Raw genomic sequence first — 26,878 nt, 5'->3', positions numbered from 1 at the left:
TTCTACGTATCGATTTTTTGGTTTCCTTTTGGAAAAACAGATTTAATTGAATTTGAAGCGCTTTCCAATAACGCCGTTTTTCTAATTATTGAAGTTTCTGCTTTAAGATTCTATAGAATTCGCCCTTTTTTTAAAACCGAAATTCTACTAAAAATGCAGTTATTTTTTAGTTTTCTCTAAATTCATCAAGGTTTTGGCTGGTCTTACCACTTCAATTTCATCAGCCGAAAAATTAAGACTATCAATAGTCAACCCTCTATACAATTGATCACTATTATCGGTTATGCGATGGTATAAAATATAATCATGACCGCCTTCAGTAAATACGCTATGATGGCCTGGCCCTAAAGTTGATTTATCTTCAGAAGTCGTTAAAACCGGACTATTTTCGCCTTCAGAAAATGGCCCAAATGGATTATTGGCTTTAGCATATCTTACTTTATAAGTTTCTGTAGTGCATTTTCCGTCAGAATACATTAAAAAATAAGTTCCGTCTTTTTTAACCATAAACGGTGCTTCAAAATAATTTGGTGGGGTAATATCTTTTATTTCAGCCTCATCGAAAGAAATCATATCGTCTTTCAATGGAACCACAAAACAATGCCCGTTTACCCAATTTAGTCCAGATCCCCAATATAAATACACCTGTTTATCATCGTCTATAAAAACTTCAGCATCGATCATGTGATATTCAGGAAACATATTGCCTTGAATAAGTGGCGAATTATCGCTTTTAGCATTTTTCCAGGGACCTAAAGGATGATCGCTCACACCAGCCCAAACTTCACTGCCTACAGACACATACATATAAAACTTACCATCTTTCCCCTGAATTACGGAAGGAGCCCATACATTGCTTGAATTAGAAGTTTCACTGGTACAAAGTTCTTTTGTTGGCCAGTTAATATGCTTTTGCTCCCAATGCACGAAGTCATCTGATTCTAAAACTCCAAGTTCTTCTGCTCCCCAGGGATCTATCGTGGCGTAGATATAATATTTATCCTCGTATTTTACGATCGATGGATCTGCAAAATCGCCATCGATAAGCGGATCTTGTAAAACAATGTCATTTTTCTTTTGTTCAGAACAACTTACCAGTACAACTAACAATAATACTGAAATTGCTCTAACTGATTTTTTAAAAATACAGGTCATTATTTTTTGGATTTTTTGAATTAGCCTTTTTTGTAAAGACTAAAAAACACTTGTATAAATTTATTGAAAATACCGATAAATTCTATTCAACAGGATTGCGCTTTTCTATAATTCTAATTATAAACTACAAAACAAAAAAGGGAATGAATAAGATCATTCTCTTTTCGGATAATTTTAAAAGTCGGGATGACAGAACGCTTGTAACATTCTGAAACCCGCAGTATTTATATGGTTTGCCGCGGTTTCCAATTTTGGAACTCACGATTAACTCACATTTTAATCAGAACATATTGAAGGCGTTTGATACTTCTATTATAAAATTAATAAAAAATACCATGAAAATAATCTAAAGTTCATTATTTGAAGAGGAAATCAGCTTAACTGCTTGCTGAACTTCTAGTTTATTTAATTTTTGCCACTTAATATATTTGCTATAATCAAAATTTTTCCCGTTCAAGGTAATATTCATAAATTTCTCATATAACGATTGGTAATATTCTTTCGCTATATTAAAATTTTTAATTTCTTTTTTGTATTTAAGTGATAAAAGAACATTTTTAGCTATGTAATACTCTAAGAAGAAATCTAATCTTACCCAAAAAATTTCATCATTACCAACCCAGCATTCAAGGCCCTCCCATCTTTGTTCAACATATTTTAAACTTAAGTTGTTTTCCATTTTTTAATATTTATCTAATGTAGCTAAAACTTATTGAATCATAAGTATACCCCAGTCCACCTTCATTTATAGGTTTAATTAATATCTTATGCTCTCTAACGAAGAAAGACAAAGTACCAAATATTTGATGATAGGATATCTAAAACAACTCTAATTATATTTCCGCGACTAGCAGCATCTCTCAACTAAGTTTCGCTAATGTAATTCCAGATCTGACTATCATTCCAAGTAGGATTTGGAGATTCACATAATGCATTAAAACCGCCTAAATTTTCGCCGACTTTGAAAGTCCACTTTCGATAATATCTTTTGTATCTCCACCAGAAAGATCATTCCACTTTCCAATAACGGTTGTTGTCTTATTAAGATTTATAACAATATTACCACTGAAGCGAATATACTTAAATCGTAAAATATTATCCGTAATCTTACCCAGCTTAGACGACTGTTGAAGAATTACTGGAAATTGGAGAATCAAAGGAATACACTTTGCTATCAAAGATTGGTATGGTGGGGGGGATGGATCGATAGAGCAGCGGGAAGCGAAAGGCCGCTATTTTAACATTTCAAGGTCGTTTCTGACCGAGAATTTTGATGAATTGATGAACGGGGAAGGTTAAGCCCTGTATTTATAGGGGTTTAATGGCTCATCATTTACTCATCAAATATTCATCAAAAATAAAAGTGATGAATAAAAACATGCTGTTGAAAATAAAAATGATGAATTGATGAATTTTTGATGACAGCTTCAGCTCAATATCTACAAGGGCTAAAAAGGGTTTCTCATCAATTCATCAAAAAAATCCAGAAAATAGAACATTTATGAAAATAAAGAAAATATGCTGTGAACAAGACCGTAATTTAGACATCGTACACATACTCGCTAAATTAGGTCATTATCACAGCAAAACAATGGTGAAAGAAGCCTGGTTTCTGAGTCCCCTGCGGTCAGAAACACAGGCCTCTTTCCATGTCTCTTATCATAAAAATCGCTGGTACGACTTCGGATTGGAAAAGGAGGAAATTGCCTAAATCTGATTATTGAATTAAAATAATGTTCTATTCCTTAAGCTTTGAAAAGCTAAAAAAAAGGGAATGCCAAACGAGGATTTCCAATGATGGGGACACGGGTTCCCATCCAACGGAAAATTCTAATATAGATCCTAATTCAAGATGTGTATCTGTGGACACAATCTTGATTGCTCCCCCTGGTCGCAATTAAAAAAAAGAGATGTTTAAGGGGAAGCGTTATTAATTCCATTTACTTTTTTTATCCCGAGCATTTGCCTTTTTCGTTCCATTGAATCACTACTAAAGATCGAATGAAATAGGCTTTAGGATTATTTCATTTACTTCTTTTAGAGCCGTCACATTACCTTTTTGATATAGATTCTTCTACAGGATTTAGGATTAGGAAAAGGGCTATAAATAGGAAAGCGAAGCTGACCGGGTTATGCACCCGCTAATGCTAAACCTGTTCTTTTGAGATCAAAAAGGTGAGGTTTTAAAATATCGGAGTAAGCTTAAAACTATGCAATGCAGATCGGTCAACTTTACCGGAATGTTGCTAAAGCGAACGTTAGGTAAAAGCAAATTTTCCGCTTCAATCAATTAAAATTTTTATTTGCTTTTGGCTTATGTTCAAGACCATTTCGACGGATCGTTTTGACTGCAACAGAGTGAAGAGAAATAGGGTGAGGACTACCCAAATAATAGCTGAATTTTCAATTTTCCGTGAAATTTACAGTAAAAAATCACCTATTTCTAGGGCTTCCCAGAGGTTTTACAGTAAAAAATCCATGAAAACATTTTGAGTTGCATAAATATAAAACTGATTTTATCTCTCAAATGAGTACTTCTATCTCATAAACATATTACCTCCATTTAATCATTAAATCAAAAATAATGACGCTTTACTTTCTGATCCAAAAACCAATAAAATCATATCCTAGATCGTACAAAATCAATAAGGATATTGTTATTTTTTACTATTACTTTTAATAAAGCGAAGAGTATTTGAGTTAGGAAGATAATGACGGTATCATTTTGAAGATTAAGAATCTTAATTCAATCAGTAAAAACTACTTTGAATATTATCACTTAGTTTTAAAAATTTATTTTTCAATGATTTTAATTTAACATTAAAATGTTAAAAAATTAACTATATTAGTAATTACTAATCAACTCTTTTTCAAATATGAACCTACAAAAATCACTTATTACAATTGTTCTAATTATTTTAAATTTCATTGCTTCAAACATTTTTGCTCAAGAGAAAACGGATGTTATTTATATGATTAACGGTGAAACTAAAGACGGAAAAGTAACCGGAATACATGAGACCAGTATAGATTTTGTTTACACCGGAGAAGACCTAACTTACGAGCTGAAGAAATCTAACATTCAAAAAATTGTTTTCGCAAGTGGTCGTACCCAGATTATTTCGCAACCGCAGGTACAAACTTCAAATTCACCAACTTCTACCGCTGCTGAACGGAAAAATAAACTGGCGGTATTGCCATTTACAATGGTTTCTAATGATCAAGGTCTAATGAGCGAAGCCATGTCTGGTCAAATTCAACATGCGGCAATCAATTCTTTTAAAAAGAATACACATCAAATTATAGTTCAGGATCCCATGACAACTAATGCACTACTTTTAAAGAACAATTTGGACCCTAACAGTATTAAAACTATGATGCCACAAAAAGTAGCTGAACTTTTGGGCGTTGAATTTGTAGTCTATGGAACAGCCAATATTAGTTTTGAAGGTACTCGTTCCTATGGAAGTTCCAGTACAACATATAAAGATAAGACCGAAAAGGACAAAGATAAAAAAGAAAATAAAAGTTCAGGGAAAGAATTTACTTCCAACAATTCTTCAACAGTTTCAAATTATGACACTTCCATAGAACTAAATATCTTTTCTGATACCGGAAGTAATCTATATTCAGTTAGCCGAAATGGGTTTGGAAATTCTTTAGATACCTATGATGGAACCCTAAATTATCTGATTAAAAGATGTCCTTGGGGTAGTAAAAACAAATAGGAGTAACAAAGGCTCTTAACATTTAGAATTCTGCTGATGACAATTTGTAAAAATTGCCATAATCGATTTCAAGGAAACTATTGTAATCAATGTGGACAAAAGGCAACCGTAAAAAGAATTCGTCGTGAATTTATATTCAATGATTTACAGCTAGGGCTTTTTAATATCGACTCCGGAATGTTCTTTACGATTAAAGAACTATTCACTCGCCCGGGATACGCTATTAAGGATTATATTGTAGGTAAAAGGGTTGGATATTTTATGCCGGTCTCAATGCTCATTGTATTATCCACGATTTACAGTTTCTTATATCACTATCTAGATATTGATCTTTTTTACCAGACTACAAATAAGTTCAGCGAAGACGAGAGATCCATGCATCTTATTAAGTCATTAGATGGGAATTATGTGTACTATGTTCTAATGACGCTACACGTGTTTTCATTTAGCTCATGGATCTTATTTAAAAAAAAAGGATATAACTTTTCAGAACATTTTGTTCTTAATACTTATGCTGCAAGTCAAAGACTGGTTTTTCATACTGTCACTCTGAGCATTTTATATGTTGTACCTGAAGAGCCTCAAATACGCCAATTAATTACTCGCATACAGTTGATCGTAGATATCTCTCTTATTGGCTGGTGTTATTTTCAATTTTTCAAATTAAAAACTATTACGCTAATCATCAAAACAGTTTTAAGTCTGGGTTTATCTTATTTAATATTAATTATTCTAATCTCTATTCTCTATTATGTTCTATAAATCAACTTTTCTATTGCCCCTTTTCTTCTTCTCGTGCTTTACTCAGGTTACTAGAGCCCAGCAAAAGGATTCCTCGGCTATTATATCCTATGCTGAAAAAATGCAAATTAAATTAAACGTCGATTCTCATTTAGAGAATTATTATATATCGACTGATGACATTGATCAGGAATTAAACCTTGCTTTGAATAATGATCTCCGGCTCACCTTACTACTAGATTATAAGATTTTTAGTTTATCTTATTCATTTACTCCAGATTTTTTACCCGGAAATCATGGTGATGAGGAAAAAGGCGAAAGTAGTTACTCAGACTTCAGTATATCTTTATTTCCAGGCCAGTTTGTACAGCAGTTAACCTATCAGCGTATGAAAGGGTTTTATGTTGTAAACTCTAACGATTATAACGACAACTTAACTGCTGAAAACCCTTACTTGCTTTTTCCAGACCTAAAACGTACATTTTACGGGGGATCCACTGCCTATATTCTTAATCCCAATTTTTCCATAGAAAATTTAGTTTATCAAAGAGAATGGCAGCGTTATAGCACCGGAAGCTTTGTACCTAGATTTAATTATGGCTATACTGAGTTTTCGAATAATTTTGAAGATTATAGGGGAAAAGAAAAGGACTTTGACCTAAGCTTAGATCTTAATTATTACTATAACTGGGTTCTTGCTGAAATGTTTAATTTGTCGCCATATGTATATGGAGGTTTAGGTACCCGATTTGAGAGTTATAGACAGCGAGGAGAGAATATTAATGAAAGGGAGAATAACACATACTTCACCCAAGAATATGGTGGAGGTATTCAACTCGGATTCAATACAGACACCTTTCTTATGGGAGCAAGAGTATCCTACAAGTCTTTAAATTATAAAAATGATATTGATACTAGAATACAAAACGATTCGTGGTATGGTTTATTTTTTATCGGTTATCGTTTAGATCCTCCTGAAAATATGAAGAGAATTGCTGACCAATTTTAAATTACAAATTATGTATTTTAGATTTTTTATATTGGTGTTCTCCCTATTTCTTTGTCTAAGTTGCAAGAATAATGATCCAAATAAAGAGCATCTAATTGACCTACACCAAAAGAATATAATTCCAGACGGTACGTATGTAGCTGACAGATACGAAGATCGAAATGACGGCTATGACTGGGTAGGTGTTGAAATAACTTCAATTACTGATACCATAATAAAGGTATCGATCAGATCTAGAGCAGATCTAAAAAGACCAACCTGTACACTTCACTGCCTTGCAATAAAGATAGATGACAGTATTTATCAATCTATAAAAACAACCTTACCGGTACAATTTAAATTTAATAAATCTACTCTTTCTATTTTCTCTAAATCACCACAGGATTTGGCATATTTCTGTTCCGGTGGTGCCAGTATCGAAGGATCTTATCGAATGATTGAAAGAAATTTAGATGCTGCTCAAGTTGATCCAAGAGTTTATTCGAAATATCTTCATAGCGAAAGGGTTAATTTTGAGATCAATGTTACCAGTAAAAATGAAGCAAAAGTTTTGAAGGTTATTCCTATGGGTTTATCTAAAGATAATTCTATCTATACGCAATCTTTAGATATGGAAATAGTAAACACACAAATAACTGATCTCGATCAGGATGGTGCCCCTGAATTAATTATACAATTGCAGAATTTTGAAACACATAAATCAGACCTGATTGTTTTCACTACAAATCATAAAAAATCAATGAGTCTGGTAAACTTTCCTGTAAATGAATTTAATTTAAAGAATGGAGCCTATAAAGGCTATGATACTTATGAGATAGAAAAAGGTAGACTTAAGCGGAGCTTTCCGATATTCCAAGATGGAAAACAAACAAATAATAAACATCTAATTATTTATAAGTTGATTCCTGGTGAGGCGATGCCACAATTAAAAGTTGATTTGGAACAAACTATGTAAACAAATTAATCTGTATATCTATACTCAATTTATTTCTCGATGTATGAAATTGACTCCATCTAGTCATTTATATTGATTGAAATCATACGTTTTTTTTGATCTATTAATAGCGAATTTCGAAACATCCCGATTGGCAAGGTACATATAAAGCAGGGTAGCTTTCTGCTATCCTTCCTACAATTTTCCCCTCAACTTATCCATATCATTCGAAATTTTAGAATCTATTACCCTTGCATAAATCTGCGTAGTAGATAGTTTAGTATGTCCTAAAAGCTTGGAGACCGTTTCTATGGGCACACCATTAGCTAGAGTTACCGTCGTCGCAAAGGTATGCCTTGCCGTATGAAAACTAAGCTGTTTGTTGATCTTGACCGCTTTGGTAATCTCTCTTAAATAGTGATTTGTTTTTTGGTTGGAATACACCGGAAGTAATATATCACTAGAACTAACCCTTGGGTGTTCTTTATATTTTTCTAGGATTCTTTCTGCCTCTTCCAGAAGTGGGATTCTAAGCAACGTATTTGTTTTCATTCGCCTTGTATAAATCCACTTTTTACCATCAATACCGATTTGAATATGCTTTTTCTTTAGTTCCAGTACATCCCCGTAAGGCAATCCGGTATAGCAGCAAAACACAAAAATATCACGGTTTATGCTAAGGGTAGAACGTTTAAACTTCTTTTCCTTGATCTTCTGTAATTCTGCTTTTGATAAATACACCATATCGACATGATGAAACCTAAGCTTAAAACGTTTAGCTGGGTTCTTTTCAATCCAATCCAGATCTTCGGCAAGTCGCATAAGCTTTTTAAAGCGCTCCATATGTTTCATGACTCCATTGTTACTTAAGGATGGTAGATCACGCAGAAATCGCTCGAAACCTAGCGTAAATTGGTAATCGATCTGTTTTAAATAAAGATCTGAGATGTTACGTTTTTCTTTTAGATAATTCTTTAGATAGGTTTCTGTAGTCGTATAATTCTTTAAAGTTCCATATTTCAAAACACCTTTCATTTTAGTGGAGTGGTAATCCAGTAATTGGGTTAAGGTGTAATGTTTTTTATCAATGCCCAGATACCGTGACTTCACTGCACTGGCGGTAATCACCTGATCTTCCTTTTGCAAACTGTCATAAGCCTTATATAATAGTGCCTTGGTATCATCGATCTTTTTATTGAGTTGTTGGCTTTCCATACTGCTGCCATTTAACTTGCAGGCTGATTGGTTCCAACGGCTTACTTCCAAACTGCGTTTTAAGCTCATTTCAATATATGCCGTTAACTGATATTCGGGCATAAAGGAGGGCTTCTTCCGGCTTATTTTTTTTCTTGCGGATGAAAAAGGAAATCATAAATGTTTGAGTGGTACGCATCGTTTTGTTTTTTAAATGAAACAATAATTAAGGGTTGAAAGCCAAAACGATCAATATGTACTAAGGGTCATGGGGCTAAACAAGATACAAAAAATAAGCTCACGATTAACTCACGAAAAAGACCAAAACTCACGAATAACTCACATTATAGCTGGTGCAGTTTGGTAGAATTTAACGCATTAAAAAAGGATAACTACATGAAAACCATATAATTACCCTTAATTAACCAAAATTTGGTAGATTAAAAAGTCGGGATGACAGGATTTGAACCTCCGCACTTAATTTATCATCATTTATTCTAAAAACATTATATAATAGACTGTTACACTAATTTTTATAATTATCTTTACTCAAGTTAATAAGGATAATATCACTACTTATTAAGTTTTTTTGTCCGCAATGTGTCCGCATATTATAAAAGTTAAAAGATGAGATGTAAATTTTATTTAGATAGACCATATAACCCTGAAATTGATAATAATATTATCAAAAAGGAAAAGAAGTATGCTGATGAAAAAAGAAAAAAACTGGCAGTAAAATTTTTCAATCCAAAACCGACTTCAGTCTACATTTATTTTTCACCTGATAAAAATACAAGATTAAAATATAGAACGTCGATAAAACTATTAGCCAAAGATTGGGATTTCACAAAAGGTAGAGTTCGGACAAGCTCTTCAGATGCTCTTCATATTAATATTGAACTGGATAAACTTTCTTCTAAAATTGTTAAAGAAGCTTATTTAGCCTTAGAAAGAAACAAGTTTCTATCTAAAAACGATTATAAATTGTTATTAACCAGCAAAGTCGATGAAGATAAATTAGAAAGTAACAGTTCCAAATTAGATAACTTAATAAGTGAATTTAAAAAATACAAAAGATTGTACGCTACTTCTGGAACTATGCAAGAGTATAAAACAGTTTTTAAAGCTTTAGCCGAATATCAAGAAAGAGAAAAAACACAACTATCACTATTAGACTTTAACAAAGACTTCTATATCAGTTTTGAAAATTACTTAAGCTTTAAGAATAATCCATTAAAAGACGAGCCAGGCTTATTAAATGATACTATCTACAAATATATTTCTACACTTCGTGCTTTTTTGAAGTGGTGTCACAGCAATGGTGAAAATGTGCATCCCTATACTTTTGAAAAGCATAATTCAGCTTTTAAAAAGAAGACCTACAATGAAATAGTAGTATTGAATCTGGAAGAAATAAAAAAATTAGAGGAACTTGACTTGAAAAATCAACCTTCATTCGACCGTGTGAGAGATCTTTTCCTCTTAATGATTTACACAGCTCAACGATTCTCAGATATCATGAAATTTTCAAAGTCTGACTTTCAAGACAATAAATGGACATTTGTTTCAGCAAAAACAAAGAAAATGACCGTTGTTCCATTCAACGGTTATATTGCGAATGGGCTTAGATTATTAGAAAAATATGATTATGAACTACCTAAAATATCGAACCAAAAATTTAATGAATATTTAAAAAAGATAGGAAAATTAGCTGAAATTAATTCAGATGTGAAAATTGTTCGGTTTAGAGGTAAAGAAGAAGTGGTCATAAAAAAGCCTAAATATAAGTTTATGAGTAGTCACATGGGAAGAAGAACTGCTGTTACTATTTTGTTATCAAAAGGAATCCCAATACCACTTATCCAAAAACTAACACAACATTCTGATATACGAACTCTAATGAAGTACAATTCTACGAGTATGGATTCTCTTATTAGCGCATTAAACGAACTTTAAATTATGGAAGGATATTTTTTCAAGCCCCGTAAAAATTTTGATTTCAATCCAAATGAATATGATTTAGGTATACCATTTTGGCAGACAAAAACTCATTTGGATATGCATTTTTTGAACAAGATAGTTAAGCTTGATGTCTCAAAACATTGGAATTTATACGAATATCATAAAAACTATTACTTAGAAACCAAAGACAAAGCTGTAGAAGAAGTTTTTTTTAGAAAATTACTTAAAATAGTCGAAGAGGAAAAAGAAAGATACAATCAAAAAGATCCTAGGAAAATCTCACCTAGAGAAAAACAAAAATTAGATAATAAAATTGAGAAATATGAAGCTTTTATAAAAATGCTACGTTCCAATGATAAGTGGGGAGTAACGACGACTGATAAAGATAAACTTTCGAGCATTGGAAAAGATATAAGGAAAAATCGTAAAAGAATCGATTCTTTAAAGGAAGATACATTTAATCAATTAAAAAAGGAATTAGAATCTTTAGACAAAATAGATAAGGGACTAACACCTAACCAAGAGAGTAAACTTGATAGTATTGTTAACAATCTTAAAGAAACCCTTAAAACAGAAAGCCTTTTACAGAAAGAAAACAAACGTTTGAGAGAAGAATTCGAGAATGAGAAAAAACGTTATAATGATTTAAATATAAAGTTTAAAAGAATATATGTAAAACCCGGAAGTAAAATCAACATTAAGGAAGGTCATTTTGGAACTTTTATTTCGCTCATTAAGAATCTACAAAAAATCAAAGAACCAAATACTTCTAATGAAGAAAATCAAATAGAAAAAATTTTACAAACAGGTGCTGAAAAAACGTGGCTTAAATTAATCAGTAATAATTTCACCTCTAATGGAAAGAGTATCTCAATAAAAACACTTGAAAATTACTTTTACGATGACCGTGAGTTACCAAAAAAGGGTTATTACACTGAGATAGTAGTCCTACCAAAAAAAATAAAATAATATATCACCAAATTTATGTCTGAGGGTAAAGTTAATTTACCCTCTTTTTTTTTTGAGGGTATAAATATTTCACCTTCATTATTTCTTCAATTACGCATTAAGTTTGTTCCATCCTTGCAAGGTTGACGATAGTTAGCCACTATCCTTTTCATCATTTATTAACGCTTATTAAATCTTAGCAAATTATGGAATTATTTGATTCAAGTGCATTAGTTCGTTGTATAAAAGAAGCTGTAAGAAGTGAATTACATAGCATATTGAAAGAAACGAATTTTCTAAATCAAAAACCTAAAGAGGAAGAAAGATTGCTTACTAAAAAAGAAATGGCTGAAGAGTTAGATATATCTTTAGTAACACTCACCGAATGGATGAAAAAAGGCTTGCCTCATAGAGGTAAACATAGCCGGAAATATTTTATAAAGGAAGAGGTATTTAACTCCTTAGAGAAATATCCAAAAAGGAAAAAAGCGTAAAGAGTACCATTCTTTACGCTTGTAATTTCTTCAAAATTATTTTTAAATAACTGTATAAGACAAATATACAGTTTTCAAATCAATTGTATATGGAAAATCACGAAATTCCTTATAGTAGAATTGGTTGGGATTATTATTTATTCGATGATGTTCCAACAGTCTACGGGAAAAATATAAGAACGCTCATAAAATGGAACAAACAAGCGATTATTGATGATCATGGCAAAAAGTATTTGGATAAAATACCTAAATACGTCGGATTTACCTGTGTCCCTTCTCATCTCGATTACCAGCGAGTAATAGGTAATAGGTTCAATCAATATCATCCAATATCCCATAAACCGAAAAAAGGCTCAATTAATAATACAATTAGTTTTATTAACCATCTCTTCGGTGAGCAATATCTACTGGCCTTAGATTACTTGCAGATATTGTTTACCATGCCTGTTCAGCATCTCCCGATACTTTGTTTGGTTTCAAATGAGCGTAATACGGGTAAAAGCACTTTTTTAAAGTGGCTTAAAATCATTTATGAAGAAAACGCAACTTTCATCGAAAGTAATAGTTTTCAGAGCCAATTTAATACTGATTGGGCAGGCAAGCTACTTGGGCTAATGGATGAAACACTTTTTAACCAGGAAGAGATTACTGAGAAGCTTAAATATTTAAGTACATCCAATACTCAAAAATTAGAAGCAAAGGGTAAAGATCGTGTTGAAATCTACATTTTTATCAAGTTTATTATTTGCACTAATAACGAATATAACTTTATAAAAATTGATGAATTTTCGGAGCGCTTTTGGGTAAGAAAGATAAATCGTTTGAAGCACCAAAAAACTGAAATGCTAGAGGACTTAAAAGAAGAGATCCCGGCTTTTCTACACTTTCTGACTCAGCGAAAGCTATCTACAAGAAAGCAATCAAGAATGTGGTTTAGCTTTGAACAAATCAAAACCAAAGCCTTTACCAGACTCGTACAAAACAATAAATCTCGAGTAGAAAAGGAGCTAGCCAGTATTCTTTATATGATCATGGAACGCTTAGAGATGGAAGAAATTCAACTTTGTCCATACGATGCCGTTGATCTTGTTTATAGATCAAGAATCAAAACAAGTCAAAATGAAATGCGTAGAATCTTAAAGCGGAACTGGAAACTAACCAATCAAACCAACTCCTGTTGGTATGAGAAATTTAGTCTTTGGCAGGATGGGGATATTCAGTCCAAAAAAACTAAAGGACGATATTTTACCGTAACTCGAGAATTTCTTATTACAAATTTTGATGACTTTGATGACAATTGAGGATAATCCCTTATAAACTAAGGGCTCATCATGTCATCAAAATTGTCATCAGTAAGTCATCAAAAATAAAAGTGATGACAAAATTTGCAGTGAAAAATAAAAAAATAAAAAGTGATGACAAAGTGATGACGTAAGTGATGACATTGCAATCCCTCACTATACTTGGGATAAGAGAGAAATGTCATCAAATCATCAAAAAATCACGAAAATAAAAGCTCACAACAAAAATGAAAACAAAACATATACTTTCCTGTGCAAAAGCGAAACAAATTAGCCTATTAGATTTTTTAAAAGCTAGTGGATATAAACCCGAAAGAAACAAAACTCATGAAGCTTGGTTTTGTAGTCCGCTTAGATCTGAAAATCACGCCTCTTTTAAAGTCTGTAAACGAAAAAATGTATGGTTCGATCATGGGACGGGTTTAGGAGGAACTACAATTGATTTAGTAATGAGACTTAAAAATTGTACAATTTCTGAGGCTCTTTTATTCCTAAGCGATAGTAACTATTCTTTTTCTTTTCACCAGCAACCGAAGATTAATAATAAACAGAACAAATACACTATTCAAAAAGTATGTGACCTACAATCGCCAAAACTATTGCACTATATAAAAGATCGTAAAATCAACATTGATTTTGCAAAAAAGTTTTGCAGAGAAGTACATTATTCATTTGATGATCAAAAAATATATAGCGGTGTAGGCTTCCAAAATGACCTGAATGGTTTTGAAATACGATACTTTAAGTTTCAATGTTGCTTGTTTAAAAAAAGTATTACTAGCATTTTGAGCCATTCGCAAACGGTCTGCTTCTTTGAATCCTGGTCGGATTTTCTTTCCTATCTAACGCTTAAAAAAAGAATTCCAAAAGAAGATTTTATTATTCTTAATAGCACTGCGCTTGTTAAGAAAACAGAACATCTATTGGCCAATTACAAGCACAACAAAGTTTTCTTTGATAACGATACGGCCGGCCAATCAGCCTGTAATTATATTCAAAAACTAGCCCCTAAAAAGACTGTAGACTGTAGTATTCATTACAGTGATTATAATGATTTAAATGATTATCTAATCAATAGTGAAACTATAGGGCGTTGAGCTTAGCCAGTCGTGGGCAACGTGCACAATTCGTGCACACTTTTGCCCCGCCTGGCTATTCGCAGCAGAGCTGCTCATAGAAAATTTGTCAACTAAAATCGATTAAAAATGAATTCAGAAAATAAACATAGGGTTGTTTTTTATTTGTCTTCGGAAGACAAAGAATACCTGAATAATCAATGTGAAATACTTCAAGTCAAAGTCTCTTTTTTTGTACGAAACTGTGTCCTTGAAAAACTAGGAAAGCCTGTTCTTGATATTCAAAAGAAAGATATCGATGTAAAAAAATACAGCTCTCAAATGATCAGAATTGGTGTCAATTTGAATCAAATTTCCAAGAAGTTGAATTCCGGTGCGAAATTCATCATAGCCGATCAAAAAAAAGTTCTCGACGATATTGAAGGCTTAAAAAATCACATCTTAGAAATTAAATCCCAACTATAGTTATGGCGAATAATGAAGAAATATTACTGAATCTTATGCAAAATGTCTCTGATGAATTAGAGCACATTGAAAAGAAAATAAGTGATCTGGAACGATCAAAAGAAAAAGATGATGAGCTCTTTGAAAAGCAACGCAATTTGCTTGCCGGGAATTTAAATGCTACAAATACTATGCTCAGCAAAGTCTTGGCTGAAAATCCGCCAATAGTCAATCATACTCATCATACCCAATATACGGTCTTTGGAAAAGATACGCCGTTTAGTTCGAAAATGCTTTTAATCTTAATCGCTTCGCTATTGCTGTTAATTCCCTTAATCAAATATGTACCTCCATATATGAATGAAAGAAGCACTATCGCCAAAGAACGGGATGATTATAAACTCTTTTATGAGTACGTATTCTATAGAAACTTTGAAGCGGATCAATCTATTCCTAAAGATCTACAGCAAATGCTAAAGGATATCAAAGCTGATGATACCACGTATACCAATTACGTTAATCGGCTTAGCAGAAAATATGAAAATTACCTGAAAAAGGAAGATCTAAAGGCACAAATAAAAAAATTGGAAGAATGATCGCGAAATTACAATCCATATCCTACACCAGTAACGCTTTGCAATACTGTGAAAGAGGTGGCCAGATCTTATATTCTAATGAATGTTTAGGATCTGCCAAACAAATTTACGATCAAATGAAACTATTGGAGGATCGTAATGACCGCTGCGAAAAGAAAGCATTTCATATTAAAATAAGAATTGCACCGGAAGATAAATCGAAGTTAACCAATCAAGATTGGATAGATATAGCTAAGGATTATGCTAAGAAAATAGGTTTTCACAATAATCTATATGCTGCTTATATCCATGAAGAAGGTACAAGTAAAGAGCATATTCATATTGTAGCCAGTAGAATTCAAGAGAACAATATAGCTGTTCCTGACAGTTATACACATTATAAAAACATGGATTTCTCCCGGAAGATTGAAAAGCAATATGGACTGCGAAAAGTGGATCGAAAGTTAGAGCATTTTAAAGCCCAAGAAGTTTTCATTCCAAGCGATATACGCAATTCCAATTTAAAAGATAATATTTTGAAAGCTATGGAAATTTCAGATTCGCTGGATGATCTGACTTTTCATTTGAAACAGCAAAATATTCAAACAAAGATCGGTCGCGGAATATCTTTTATCGATGCCAATGGCGTACGAAAAAAAGGTTCGGAAATAGATCGCAAACTATCCCTAAAAGGCATAGAAAAGCAACTTTCCTATAAGAATCAAGAACGAAAATTTAATTACGGAATAACTAGATAATCAAATATGAAAAATATTCAATTAGAAATAAGTAAAGAGTGTCCAGAGGAGTATATCGAAATTATTAAAGACTACTGGAAATATGAAGGTACACCTTTCGATTTCATCAATAAGCCTAAAAAAATACGAGATAAATATACTATCTCGCAGCAAGATCTAAATAAGATTATTAAACCTTATTCAAAACTTACTTTTTATTTTCATTGTACAAGCTGTAATTCTTATGAATTTCAAGAAGTTCGCAGTCAATCAGCATGTGTGCAAAAACTCAGAGAAATAAAACCGTCAAAATTTGATGAGTTTAGATGTGAGCACTGTGAAAATCAAATGAAAATAGAAAAATTAAAACAGAAAGAGCAAGATAGAAAAAAGATGATTGCAAGATTAGAAAAGGCTGTGGATGAGCAGCGTTGGGAAGAACTTAAAGATTTCGAGTACAAACTATTAGATCATTGTATCTCCAAAGATTTAGCCGAGTTGAAACAATTTTATGGGACGAAACTCGGAAAAGATCAAATCAAGCGGTTATTTAGAGGGTTGTATATTCTGGAAGAATTTGAACTTCTTGTATTAAAAACAGATAGATATAGCAAAACAATTAGAGGCTATGAGGTTCATGAAAAATTAAAAGAAAACTTCAAATATAATCCTCGTCCTTACAAAAATTCAATAGATGAGGAGCCTGAAATTGACTTTGATCAGCTCGATGCTTTGAAATTTTTATTACCTGTGAATAGAACCAAGCTCCGTCCAGATGATCCTAGATATGCAGGCAGAACTAAATTTCCAAAACGTATTATCATCGAACCGAATGTAGAGTATTCATTTGCGCTTTGGGAAAGATCAAATGGCAGCTTATATCTAACGCTATTACCTACTGATGATATTTATCCTTCCCCAAGGGTATCACCTCTTTAGTGAATTAATTATTAAAACAAGAAAATGCCATCTCTCCAAAGTGAGGGATGGTGTTTAGGGCAAAATAATGATTGAAGCACATTTACAAATCTTAGTCATTTTTCGAGATATAGGGTGCTATCTACCATATTTCTCAAAATTTTACTAAAGTTGCGGCTAAGAAAATAGATCAAAAAAATTGAGAGATAAAAAAACAATCATTGAAAACTAGATCAACTCTAATACTTAAAATTAATGAATACCAATTACAGGCAAAACAATTTGATTTTAAATTTCAATATATCTATATTTGATAGATATAGATAAAGTTATGAATATTAGCTTCACCAAAAAACAGGAAGAATATATCTCAAAGCAAGTTGCTTCGGGAGAATATCAAAATAATAGCGAGGTAATTAGAGATGCCTTACGACTTCACGGAATCTATCGTGAAAAAGTAATTCAGGATTTAAGAAAAGAGATTGAGCTTGGTTGGGATGGCCCTGAAAGCCAGCAAACAATGGATCAAATTATTGAATCCAAGAAAAATTCTTAATGGATTACTATACTCTTTCAAAAAAATCAGAGGAAGATATTGAGGCTATTTATGATTTTGGACTTCAAAAATTCGGCAAAGAACAAGCTCTAGCGTATTTAATTGAGTTACGATCTTATTTCGAATTACTTTTAAAAAATCCAACTATTGGTAAACAGCGTAACGAAATAAAGGAAGGCTTATTAAGCTTTCCTTTTTCTTCACATATCATATTTTATAGAATACTTTCTAATCATATTCGTATTGTACGGATTCTTCACGGAAGTAGAGATTTGAAAAGGTTTTTAAAATAAAATTTTTGATTAACTAATACTGAAAAGCGATTTTCTAAAACAAAAAAAATGGACGGGACAAGCCTAACGCCACAAGAAATAAAACTACAAGAATTAAAAAAGATTTTCCCTGAAGTTTTTGCTGAAGGTAAAGTAGACTGGGAAAAATTAAAAGCCACCCTGGGCGAAGACATCAATTTTAGTAACGAACGCTATGTGTTAAACTGGGCAGGAAAAAGCGATGCGTTTAAAGTGTTGCAAGCCCCTACTACTAAAACCCTGATCCCTGCCAAAGAAGAATCGGTGAATTTTGAGGAAACCGAAAATATCTTTATTGAAGGCGAAAACCTGGAAGTATTAAAGGTGTTACAAAAGAGTTACTTTGGTAAAGTGAAAATGATATATATAGACCCGCCTTATAATACTGGTAACGATCATTTTATTTATCCCGATAAGTTTTCTGAAAGCAAGGCCGATTACGAAAGACGTGTGGGCGATAAAGATGAAGAAGGATATATGACTAAAGAGGGCATGTATAGAAAGAACAGTAAAGAAAACGGCCAGTATCATAGCAATTGGATGAATATGATGTATCCTCGCCTATTCTTAGCCAAAAATCTTTTAAAAGATGATGGGGTTATTTTTGTTTCCATTGATGATAATGAAATTCACAATCTAAAAATGATGATGAATGAAGTTTTTGGTGAGGAAAATTTCGTAGAACAATTAGTTTGGAAGAGACGCGCTACTCCTCCTAATGATAGAATAATTGGAAAAAATCATGAATACATTTTAATTTATGCTAAAAGGATTGAATCTTTGAAATTATATCTACAACCAAGAAGTGCTAGGTTGAATTCAAGGTATAGTAATCCTGATAATGACCCGAATGGAGCTTGGGTGGCTTCAGATTTAAGCGCTAATGGAAAAGGTGGTAGGCTTACTCAGAGTTGTATATTTGACATAGTTGATCCTAAAACTGGCAAAAAATATTCTCCCCCAAAAAATAAATGTTGGCTTTATAATCAGGAAAAGGTTGAAAGATTATTAAAAGATAATAAGATTGGATTTAGAGAGACCACAGGAACGCCTTTTCTGAAAAGATATTTATCCGAAGTAAGACAAGGAGTTACATTAGCTACAATATTAGATGATCACGGATTTTCCCAAGATTCAGCGAAGGAAACTAAAGAATTATTCGATGCTGATGTATTTGATTTTCCAAAACCTATTAAAACTTTGATAACGCTTATTATTGCAGCCACAAAGGATAATGATTTGATTCTTGATTTTTTTTCAGGTTCAGCATCACTAGCTCAAGCTGTCTATGCACAAAATCATAAAGATTTTAGTAAAAGAAAATTTATATGTGTTCAAATAGCAGAATTAACTGGAGAAAAAAGCGAAGCGAAAAAACTAGGTTTTAAAACTATTTCTGATATTTCTAAAGAAAGAATTCGAAGAGCAGGTAAAAAAATAGAAGAAGAAATTTTAGAAAAAAAGAAAATACAGAAATCTGAAATTCCTTTTAATGAAAAAGAAACCTTTAATCCAGATTTAGGCTTTAAAGTTCTTAAACTTTCCGATAGCAACTTTAAACAATGGCAGCAAATTCAAAATAAAGATGCCAAAGCTTTAGAAGAGCAAATTAAACTTTTTGTAGATCCGGTTTCAGAAACGGCTACGATAGAAAATATGGTGTATGAGTTACTACTAAAAAGTGGAAAAGATCTTAATAGTAAAATTCTTAATCAAGAAGATTATTATAGCATAAACGATAATGAATTAGTACTACTTTTAGAAAAAGCTAATCAGGATATTATCGATAAAATTATCGCCACAAAACCTCAAAAAGTAATTGCGCTAGACAAACTTTTCAAAGATAACGACCAACTCAAAACTAATACGGTGTTACAAATGAAGGATGCAGGGATCGAATTTAAAACTATTTAAGCGATGAAGTTAACTTTTGAAGCCGATCTGCAATTTCAACAAGATGCCATTAAATCGATAACCGATGTTTTTGAAGGGCAGCCTTTAGAAGATGCTGTACAGGAATTTGATTTGGGCGAAAAAGATGTGCTAAACCTTATTAATGGGGTTGGGAATAAGCTTATTTTATCGGAAGAGCAAATTTTTGCCAACCTACAAAGTATTCAGAAAGCTAAGGATATAGCTGTTTCTAAAAAACTCGACGGAATGAATTTTTCAGTCGAAATGGAAACAGGTACAGGAAAAACCTATGTGTATCTAAGGACTATTTACGAATTAAATGCACTTTACAATTTTAAAAAATTCGTGATTGTAGTTCCTTCGGTAGCCATTCGTGAGGGCGTTATAAAAAATCTGGAAATCACCAAAGAGCATTTTCAGAATCTTTATGATAATGTACCGGTCAATTTTCAGGTTTACGATAGTAGTAAAGTTTCCGCCTTACGTGGTTATGCCACCAATAACAATATAGAAATTTTAGTAATTAATATCGATTCCTTCGCCAAAGATCAAAATATTATCAATCAGCCACACTATAAAGCGAACGGTCGGAAACCTATTGAGTTTATTCAATCTACAAATCCATTTGTAATTATTGATGAACCTCAAAACATGGAAACCGAAAAACGTATTGCTGCAATAAAAAATTTGAACGCTGCCTGTACACTGCGTTACTCGGCTACTCACAGAAATCAATATAATCTTACCTATAGTTTAAATCCGGTAAAAGCTTACGATTTAGGCCTGGTAAAACAAATTGAGGTAGATAGTATAATTGAAGAAAATGCCTTTAACGATGCCTATGTTTCAGTAGATTCCATAAAAGCAACAAAAACAAAAGTTACCGCGAAGCTTCTTATTAATGTAAATGATAAAGGTGGCGTAAAAAAGAAAAAAGTAAACGTTTCTGTAGGGAAAGATCTTTATGACCTTTCCAACGAGCGCGAAATATACTCTGATGGTTACTTAATAGAAGAAATAGATGCAGCCAATGAATGTATCTCATTTTCCAACGGTAGCATATTATACAAAGGTGATAGCCAGGGCGGTTTAACAGATGAAGTGATGAAATTTCAGATCCGTAAAACCGTAGAAGAGCATCTTAAAAAGCAGAAGCGTTTAAATAAACTGGGGATTAAAGTATTATCGCTATTCTTTATTGATAAAGTGGTTAATTACAGAAAATACGATGCTAACGGTAATCAATTATTAGGGAAATTTGCCCAATGGTTTGAAGAAATTTATCAGGAATACATAAACAAACCAGCATTTAAAGATTTAAATCTATTTTCTGTTTCAGAAGTGCATAACGGTTATTTTTCGCAGGATAGAAAAGGAAAATTAAAAGATACTTCAGGCGAAACAAAAGCAGATGATGATACCTATAGCCTGATTATGAAAGATAAAGAAAAGCTTTTGAATCTGGATAATCCGTTACAGTTTATATTTTCACATTCAGCATTACGCGAGGGTTGGGATAATCCTAATGTGTTTCAGATCTGTACACTAAACGAAACCAAATCTGATATTAAAAAACGTCAGGAAATAGGACGTGGATTGCGTTTGGCAGTAGACCAAAACGGAAAAAGAACTTATGACCAGAACATTAACCGCTTAACGGTAATAGCAAATGAAAGTTATGATGATTTTGCTAAAACGCTTCAGAAAGAAATAGAAGATGAATGTGGAGTAACCTTTAAAGATCGAGTTAAAAATAAACGAAAACGTACGCCAATCAAATATCGTAAAGGTTTTGATGCAGATCCCAAATTTTTAGAAATATGGGAAAAACTGAAAAATAAAACCACATATAGAGTAGATTATAAAACCGAAGAACTTATAACCTTAGCGGCCAAAGCGATTAAAGATTTACCGGAAATTAAAGCACCGTCGATAAGGTCTACCAAAGTACGTTTATCAATGTCTGATGAAGGTTTAGAAACCAGTTACGCCGGAGATAAAGTAGAAAATTACGATAGTTATTCGTGGTCGATACCAGATGTTTTGGGATATATTCAGAATAAAACTGAATTAACCCGATCAACGCTACAGGCAATTTTGAGTAAATCGAATAGAATTCCTGATATATTAGTAAACCCCCAGTTGTTTTTAGATTTAGCTTCACAGGCCATAAAACGAACGCTTTATGATTTAATGATAGAAGGCATTAAATATGAAAAGATAGGCGGTTCTGAATACGAAATGGCCTTATTTGAAGCACAAGAGTTAGAAGTCTACCTAAATGATTTTACATTTAATGTAAATGATACTTCTAAAACCATTTATGAAGAATTTATTCCGTTAGATTCGGGAGTAGAAAGCAAATTTGCCGAAGATTGCGAAACAAGCGAGCAAATTAAATTTTATTTCAAATTGCCTAATTGGTTTAAAATCCCAACCCCTATAGGAAATTATAACCCAGATTGGGCGGTCGTTTTTCAGGATGACAACAAAGTCTATTTTGTTGCTGAAACAAAAGACACCGGCACACCAGAAATTGACCTTCATAAATTAAGTGCAGATGAGCAATTAAAAATAAAATGTGGTAAAGCACACTTTAGTGAATTTGATAAATTAGAATATCGAGTAGTGAATAAAGTAGGACAACTCATTTAACCATAACATATAATATGCTTACAGAACTAGAAGAATCTCAACAGGAATCAATCAAAAACTACTCAAAAGCAGGTATCGAAATATCAGTAGTAGATGAAGAAACAGTTTTAATTAAGCAGAGTAAACTCATTAATGGCTATATTCTATCAAATAAAGAATTATTCAAGAGAGCCAGAGCCATTTTTCCTGAACATAATATTAAACCTGTAGTTTTTAACTTAGATGTTTCCTCTATTACTATTGAATGGATAGAGCAAAAAATGAAGGAATTTGGATTGAATAAAAAAGATCTAAGTCGTCAATTAGCGATTAAAAAAGAAGATATTGCGCTTTATTTTTCGAAAAAAAAGGGAATTGAGTATACTTTAAAAGCGGCATTTTACTATTATTTTTTATCCTACGAATTAAATAAAAATTTCAGAGCAATATAGCTTTTGCGTATGGGAACTACTCTCAATAAGCAAGAAAAGCAACAAGTCCTCTCTACCCTAACCTATGCTACGCATAAAATGATTAAACAATTAGAGGTAGGTAAAATGGTTGGTAACTTAGATTTTTATCAATTTTGTGAAGACCATTTTAAAGGAGGAGTTTGGTTAGGTTTTATTACAAAACTCAATTACTACCATCATGATTATTCAAAGCTATATGTGAAGGTTAAATGCAAATATTTAGGAACTAAATTTAAAATAACTTTTTCCATGAAAGAGATTACGCAAAGTGATAAAAGTAAAATATGGCAAGCTTATAATATCGATATTTCAGAAAAAGTAGAATTGTAGAAATTTAGTAGCTACTACTTATTCATCTTTTTTACGGGTGATGGCACTTCAAAACTATATGCTTTAACATATAATATCAATCAAACAGAAGGAATTATATGTAATTACATATAATTTAAATTCTAAATTTGCAGTCAAAATAATTCAACTACAATAATCTACTGGAATGGTTTAAATTCATAGTTTTTCCAACCAATCATCAATATTATCAATTCGTTCCAAATTTCCGCTTTTGGCTTCTTCAATAGCGGCTTTAGTAGCCTCATTAGGAATATTACCAATGTCTTTAGCTAATGCCTTTTCTATGTAGTTATTTAAACTGCATTGATTTGCCTTAGCTTCTTCTTTTAAGGCTTTCAAAAGGTCTCTATCTAAATGCAATTTTACTCGAACTTTTTTATCCATGATATTCAATTAAGGTATAAATTACAAAAGCATAGTAAATATAGCCCATTCCTATTAAATAAGAATTTTAGAGAATATTACTTGAATTAATTTAAGTTGGCTTATTCAGCTTAACTTTACTTAACTCATTTTATCAGAAGGAAAGAAAAAAGAAAAAATCTGTCCGCATTATGTCCGAAAAAAATATAAGCCGCTGATTATCAGCGGATTTTGTCGGGATGACAGGATTTGAACCTGCGACCCTACGCCCCCCAGACGTATACGCTACCAGACTGCGCCACATCCCGATTTAGAAATGGCAAAATAAACAGGTTCGGCTATATTTTCAAAATATAATTCCATAAAAATAAAACTCAATAAATTGATAATTTCAGCACTACTATAGGTCGGAAATTGAGTATATTCATAGTATAATTAATTGAATTTACAAATATGACAACCGACCAACTAAAGATCAACGATCTACTACACCAAAAAACCTATTTAAGTGACGGTAAACTCATCGATTGGACTGGCAAAACCGATGAGGTTTTTTCTACAATTTCATCTTCAGAAAATTATCAAAAAACACTATTGGGTACTGTACCTCACATGGATAAAGAAACCGCTCTGGAAGTGCTAGAATCTGCTTGCCATGCTTTTGATAAAGGAAAAGGACTTTGGCCTACAATGAAAGTTGCCGAGCGTATTGCCTGTATGGAAAACTTTGTAGGCAAAATGAAAGAGCAACGAGAGATCGTAGTAAAATATCTTATGTGGGAAATTGGTAAATCTATGCCAGATTCTTATAAAGAATTCGACAGAACGGTTGAGTATATTGAAGACACCATTGAAGATTACAAAGACCTGGATCGCGATAGCGCTAAATTCTCTAAAAAAGACGGAGTTTACGCGCATATTAGAAGAGGACCTTTAGGCATTGTGCTATGTCTAGGACCTTATAATTATCCTTTAAATGAAACTTTCGCTTTATTGATTCCCGCTATTATTATGGGAAATACCGTAATTTTTAAACCTGCGAAACATGGTGTATTGCTTATTTCTCCGCTTCTTGAAGCTTTTAAAGAAAGTTTTCCCGCCGGAGTAGTAAATGTGATTTACGGTAGAGGTCGTGAGGTTGCTGCGCCAATTATGCAAAGCGGTAGAATCGATGTATTAGCACTTATTGGTAACAGTAAATCGGCTATTGCACTGCAGGATCAACATCCTTATAAAAATAGACTAAGATTAGTATTAGGACTTGAAGCCAAAAATCCTGGAATTATTTTACCAGATGCCGACTTGGACCTGGCGATTAGCGAATGTATATCTGGAACACTTTCCTTTAACGGCCAACGATGTACTGCACTTAAAATTCTTTATGTGCACGAATCTATACAAAAAGAATTTTTAAAGCGTTTTGCTGAAAAAGTTGACAGTTTAAAATTTGGAAATCCATGGGACGAAAATGTTAACCTTACTCCATTGCCTGAGCCTGGCAAACCTGAATATATCCAGGGGTTAATTGAAGATGCTCAGCAAAAAGGCGCTAAAATCATCAATAAAAAAGGTGGTGAAATTTCAGAAAATTTCATATTTCCAGCCGTACTCTTTCCGGTAACTAAGGATATGAATGTTTACCAGGAAGAACAATTTGGACCGGTAATTCCAGTAAAACCATTTTCAGAAATTAAAGAAATATTAGAAGAAATTGCAGATTCTAACTACGGGCAACAAGTTTCTCTCTTCGGAAAAGATATTTGCGAACTTGCTCCGCTAATCGATACACTAGTGAATTTAGTTTGTCGCGTAAACCTTAATAGTTCCTGCCAACGTGGTCCAGACGTTTTCCCATTTACAGGAAGAAAAGATTCTGCCGTAGGTACACTTAGCGTGCACGATGCACTTCGCTCTTTCTCTATACGAACTTTTGTAGCTTCAAAAGATAATCCATACAATAACGAGATTTTAGAAAATTTGCTGCATAGTAAATCCTCTAATTTTATGAGTACAGATTATCTTCTGTAAAACTTTTCAGGAATCATCCCGATTATTTGTTAGCAAAATGCTCCATAAAATGATCGGGGTGTGCTCCTGTTCTTTCATTATTATCTAAATCATCTATTTGCTGTACTTCATCTTCGGTTAATTCAAAATCAAAAATCTCAGCATTTTGTTTAATTCGGTTTTCATGAACACTTTTAGGAATGGTAATTACGCCTTTCTGTAAGTCCCATCTTAATACCACTTGTGCAGTCGATTTTTGATATTTTTCAGCAATATTTTTTAAAACCTCATTATCCAGTATTTGGCCCCTCATCAATGGTGACCAGCCTTCGTATTGAATATTCCGCTCAGCACAATAATTCAACATATTTTGCTGCACGAGTTTTGGATGAAATTCATTTTGAAGCAACATAGGTTTTATAGTTCCATTTTCGATAATTTCATCCATTTGATGTTCTACACAATTGCATAAACCAATCGCTTTTGCTTTACCAGATCTATAGATCTCTTCCATCGCGCGCCAGGTTTCAGTTAATGTATCGGGTACGGGCCAGTGAATTAAATATAGATCTAAATAATCCATCTGTAACTTGGCCAAACTCTCATCTATAGCTTTTAATGTCCCTTCATAACCCTGGTCATCATTCCAGACCTTACTTGTTACAAAGATCTCCTCACGAAGGATGTCACTTTCCTTGATGGCCTCTCCTACTCCTTCTTCATTTTTATAAAAACTGGCAGTATCAATATGTCTATAACCAGCTTTTAAAGCAAAATGAATAGCATTTTTAACTTCATCGCCATCTTTAGATTTATAGACACCTAAACCAAAATAAGGCATTTCGTAGCTATTATTCAATTTCACTTTTCCGTTAATACCTGTAATATTCATAAGCTTTTTTGTTAAAGATAAGACGTGTATCTGATTCATAAAAATCTATGGAAATTTTGACAAATCTTTGACTAAAAATTTAGATTGCTTAATTCATTAGAAGGTTCTATATTTGACGCTCCTTAAGCTAAATCTTTTTACCTGATTATCAATGCTGTAAA

Annotated in this window: 26 protein-coding genes and 1 tRNA gene; 21 read left to right on the top strand and 6 right to left on the bottom strand. The window is 32.7% G+C overall.

Annotated features, from left to right (window positions below):
- Positions 1-159 precede the first annotated feature (159 nt).
- Together BM201_RS09195 and BM201_RS09190 are read right to left on the bottom strand one after the other, a co-directional pair.
- Positions 160-1,155: a family 43 glycosylhydrolase gene (locus BM201_RS09195; protein ID WP_092541875.1), complete on the bottom strand. Its 996-nt coding sequence runs from the start codon at positions 1,153-1,155 to the stop codon at positions 160-162.
- A gap of 346 nt (positions 1,156-1,501) precedes the next feature.
- Positions 1,502-1,834, bottom strand: a complete 333-nt coding sequence (locus tag BM201_RS09190; protein WP_092541873.1) for a hypothetical protein — start codon at positions 1,832-1,834, stop codon at positions 1,502-1,504.
- 822 nt (positions 1,835-2,656) lie between these two features.
- Between BM201_RS09190 and BM201_RS18000 the strand changes: the two genes are divergently transcribed.
- The 5 genes from BM201_RS18000 to BM201_RS09165 all read left to right on the top strand — a co-directional run bounded on the left by BM201_RS18000 (position 2,657) and on the right by BM201_RS09165 (position 7,588).
- Positions 2,657-2,866 carry a hypothetical protein gene (locus BM201_RS18000; protein ID WP_139219185.1) on the top strand — a complete coding sequence of 70 codons (210 nt, stop codon included), beginning with the start codon at positions 2,657-2,659 and terminating at the stop codon, positions 2,864-2,866.
- Positions 2,867-4,127: 1,261 nt separating this feature from the next.
- The gene (locus BM201_RS09180) at positions 4,128-4,883 is read left to right on the top strand and encodes a hypothetical protein (RefSeq protein WP_139219183.1); all 756 of its coding nucleotides are present in this window, start codon (positions 4,128-4,130) and stop codon (positions 4,881-4,883) included.
- 36 nt (positions 4,884-4,919) lie between these two features.
- On the top strand, positions 4,920-5,645 hold the full coding sequence (locus tag BM201_RS09175; RefSeq protein WP_092541867.1) for a DUF3667 domain-containing protein: 726 nt from the start codon (positions 4,920-4,922) through the stop codon (positions 5,643-5,645).
- On the top strand, positions 5,635-6,633 hold the full coding sequence (locus BM201_RS09170; RefSeq protein WP_092541865.1) for a DUF4421 family protein: 999 nt from the start codon (positions 5,635-5,637) through the stop codon (positions 6,631-6,633). Before BM201_RS09175 ends, BM201_RS09170 begins: the two co-directional genes overlap by 11 nt.
- Before the next feature lie 10 nt (positions 6,634-6,643).
- Complete coding sequence (locus BM201_RS09165; protein ID WP_092541863.1) at positions 6,644-7,588, top strand: hypothetical protein; 945 nt, start codon at positions 6,644-6,646, stop codon at positions 7,586-7,588.
- Between the two features lie 174 nt (positions 7,589-7,762).
- Here the strand turns inward: BM201_RS09165 and BM201_RS09160 are convergent, their stop codons facing one another.
- Complete coding sequence (locus BM201_RS09160; protein ID WP_394333739.1) at positions 7,763-8,851, bottom strand: site-specific integrase; 1,089 nt, start codon at positions 8,849-8,851, stop codon at positions 7,763-7,765.
- 537 nt (positions 8,852-9,388) lie between these two features.
- Here BM201_RS09160 and BM201_RS09155 point away from each other — a divergent pair.
- From BM201_RS09155 to BM201_RS09085, 15 genes are all read left to right on the top strand, one after another.
- Complete coding sequence (locus BM201_RS09155) at positions 9,389-10,717, top strand: site-specific integrase (RefSeq protein WP_092541861.1); 1,329 nt, start codon at positions 9,389-9,391, stop codon at positions 10,715-10,717.
- 3 nt (positions 10,718-10,720) lie between these two features.
- Entirely contained in the window at positions 10,721-11,692 is a 972-nt protein-coding gene (locus tag BM201_RS09150; RefSeq protein ID WP_092541859.1) for a hypothetical protein, read from the top strand.
- 185 nt (positions 11,693-11,877) lie between these two features.
- Positions 11,878-12,165: a helix-turn-helix domain-containing protein gene (locus BM201_RS09145; RefSeq protein ID WP_092541857.1), complete on the top strand. Its 288-nt coding sequence runs from the start codon at positions 11,878-11,880 to the stop codon at positions 12,163-12,165.
- A gap of 89 nt (positions 12,166-12,254) precedes the next feature.
- The gene (locus BM201_RS09140; RefSeq protein WP_092541855.1) at positions 12,255-13,466 is read left to right on the top strand and encodes a primase-helicase family protein; all 1,212 of its coding nucleotides are present in this window, start codon (positions 12,255-12,257) and stop codon (positions 13,464-13,466) included.
- 227 nt (positions 13,467-13,693) lie between these two features.
- Positions 13,694-14,563 carry a toprim domain-containing protein gene (locus tag BM201_RS09135; RefSeq protein ID WP_092541853.1) on the top strand — a complete coding sequence of 290 codons (870 nt, stop codon included), beginning with the start codon at positions 13,694-13,696 and terminating at the stop codon, positions 14,561-14,563.
- Positions 14,564-14,671: 108 nt separating this feature from the next.
- A complete protein-coding gene (locus tag BM201_RS09130; RefSeq protein WP_092541851.1) occupies positions 14,672-15,007 on the top strand; it encodes a plasmid mobilization protein in 336 nt (111 codons plus the stop codon).
- Between the two features lie 2 nt (positions 15,008-15,009).
- A complete protein-coding gene (locus BM201_RS09125; RefSeq protein WP_092541849.1) occupies positions 15,010-15,582 on the top strand; it encodes a hypothetical protein in 573 nt (190 codons plus the stop codon).
- Positions 15,579-16,319, top strand: coding sequence for a relaxase/mobilization nuclease domain-containing protein (locus tag BM201_RS09120; protein ID WP_092541847.1), 741 nt, complete (start codon positions 15,579-15,581; stop codon positions 16,317-16,319). Before BM201_RS09125 ends, BM201_RS09120 begins: the two co-directional genes overlap by 4 nt.
- 6 nt (positions 16,320-16,325) lie before the next feature.
- A complete protein-coding gene (locus BM201_RS09115) occupies positions 16,326-17,237 on the top strand; it encodes a hypothetical protein (RefSeq protein ID WP_092541845.1) in 912 nt (303 codons plus the stop codon).
- Between the two features lie 310 nt (positions 17,238-17,547).
- Positions 17,548-17,772, top strand: a complete 225-nt coding sequence (locus BM201_RS09110) for a type II toxin-antitoxin system ParD family antitoxin (protein ID WP_092541843.1) — start codon at positions 17,548-17,550, stop codon at positions 17,770-17,772.
- Complete coding sequence (locus tag BM201_RS09105) at positions 17,772-18,065, top strand: type II toxin-antitoxin system RelE/ParE family toxin (protein WP_092541841.1); 294 nt, start codon at positions 17,772-17,774, stop codon at positions 18,063-18,065. The genes BM201_RS09110 and BM201_RS09105 overlap by 1 nt, the downstream gene beginning before the upstream one ends.
- A gap of 48 nt (positions 18,066-18,113) precedes the next feature.
- Positions 18,114-19,997 carry a site-specific DNA-methyltransferase gene (locus tag BM201_RS09100; protein WP_092541839.1) on the top strand — a complete coding sequence of 628 codons (1,884 nt, stop codon included), beginning with the start codon at positions 18,114-18,116 and terminating at the stop codon, positions 19,995-19,997.
- A gap of 3 nt (positions 19,998-20,000) precedes the next feature.
- Positions 20,001-22,652: a restriction endonuclease gene (locus tag BM201_RS09095; RefSeq protein ID WP_092541837.1), complete on the top strand. Its 2,652-nt coding sequence runs from the start codon at positions 20,001-20,003 to the stop codon at positions 22,650-22,652.
- A gap of 14 nt (positions 22,653-22,666) precedes the next feature.
- Positions 22,667-23,083 carry a hypothetical protein gene (locus BM201_RS09090; protein ID WP_092541835.1) on the top strand — a complete coding sequence of 139 codons (417 nt, stop codon included), beginning with the start codon at positions 22,667-22,669 and terminating at the stop codon, positions 23,081-23,083.
- 9 nt (positions 23,084-23,092) lie between these two features.
- Entirely contained in the window at positions 23,093-23,434 is a 342-nt protein-coding gene (locus tag BM201_RS09085) for a hypothetical protein (RefSeq protein WP_092541833.1), read from the top strand.
- Positions 23,435-23,611: 177 nt separating this feature from the next.
- Here the strand turns inward: BM201_RS09085 and BM201_RS09080 are convergent, their stop codons facing one another.
- Both BM201_RS09080 and BM201_RS09075 read right to left on the bottom strand, forming a co-directional pair.
- Positions 23,612-23,839 (bottom strand): hypothetical protein, encoded by a 228-nt coding sequence (locus tag BM201_RS09080; protein WP_092541831.1) that lies wholly within the window; start codon positions 23,837-23,839, stop codon positions 23,612-23,614.
- Positions 23,840-24,052: 213 nt separating this feature from the next.
- A tRNA-Pro gene (locus BM201_RS09075) sits at positions 24,053-24,126 on the bottom strand.
- 145 nt (positions 24,127-24,271) lie between these two features.
- On the opposite strand from BM201_RS09075, the gene BM201_RS09070 reads away from it, so the two are divergent.
- A complete protein-coding gene (locus BM201_RS09070; RefSeq protein ID WP_092541829.1) occupies positions 24,272-25,846 on the top strand; it encodes an NADP-dependent glyceraldehyde-3-phosphate dehydrogenase in 1,575 nt (524 codons plus the stop codon).
- Positions 25,847-25,868: 22 nt separating this feature from the next.
- On the opposite strand, the gene BM201_RS09065 is transcribed toward BM201_RS09070, so the two are convergent.
- Positions 25,869-26,756 carry an aldo/keto reductase gene (locus BM201_RS09065; protein WP_317039141.1) on the bottom strand — a complete coding sequence of 296 codons (888 nt, stop codon included), beginning with the start codon at positions 26,754-26,756 and terminating at the stop codon, positions 25,869-25,871.
- Positions 26,757-26,878: the final 122 nt, after the last annotated feature.

The organism is Zunongwangia mangrovi, from assembly GCF_900112105.1.
Taxonomy (GTDB): Bacteria; Bacteroidota; Bacteroidia; order Flavobacteriales; family Flavobacteriaceae; genus Zunongwangia; species Zunongwangia mangrovi.
The sequence above is the reverse complement of the archived record's forward strand: the minus strand, read 5'-3'. Positions and strand labels throughout refer to the sequence as shown.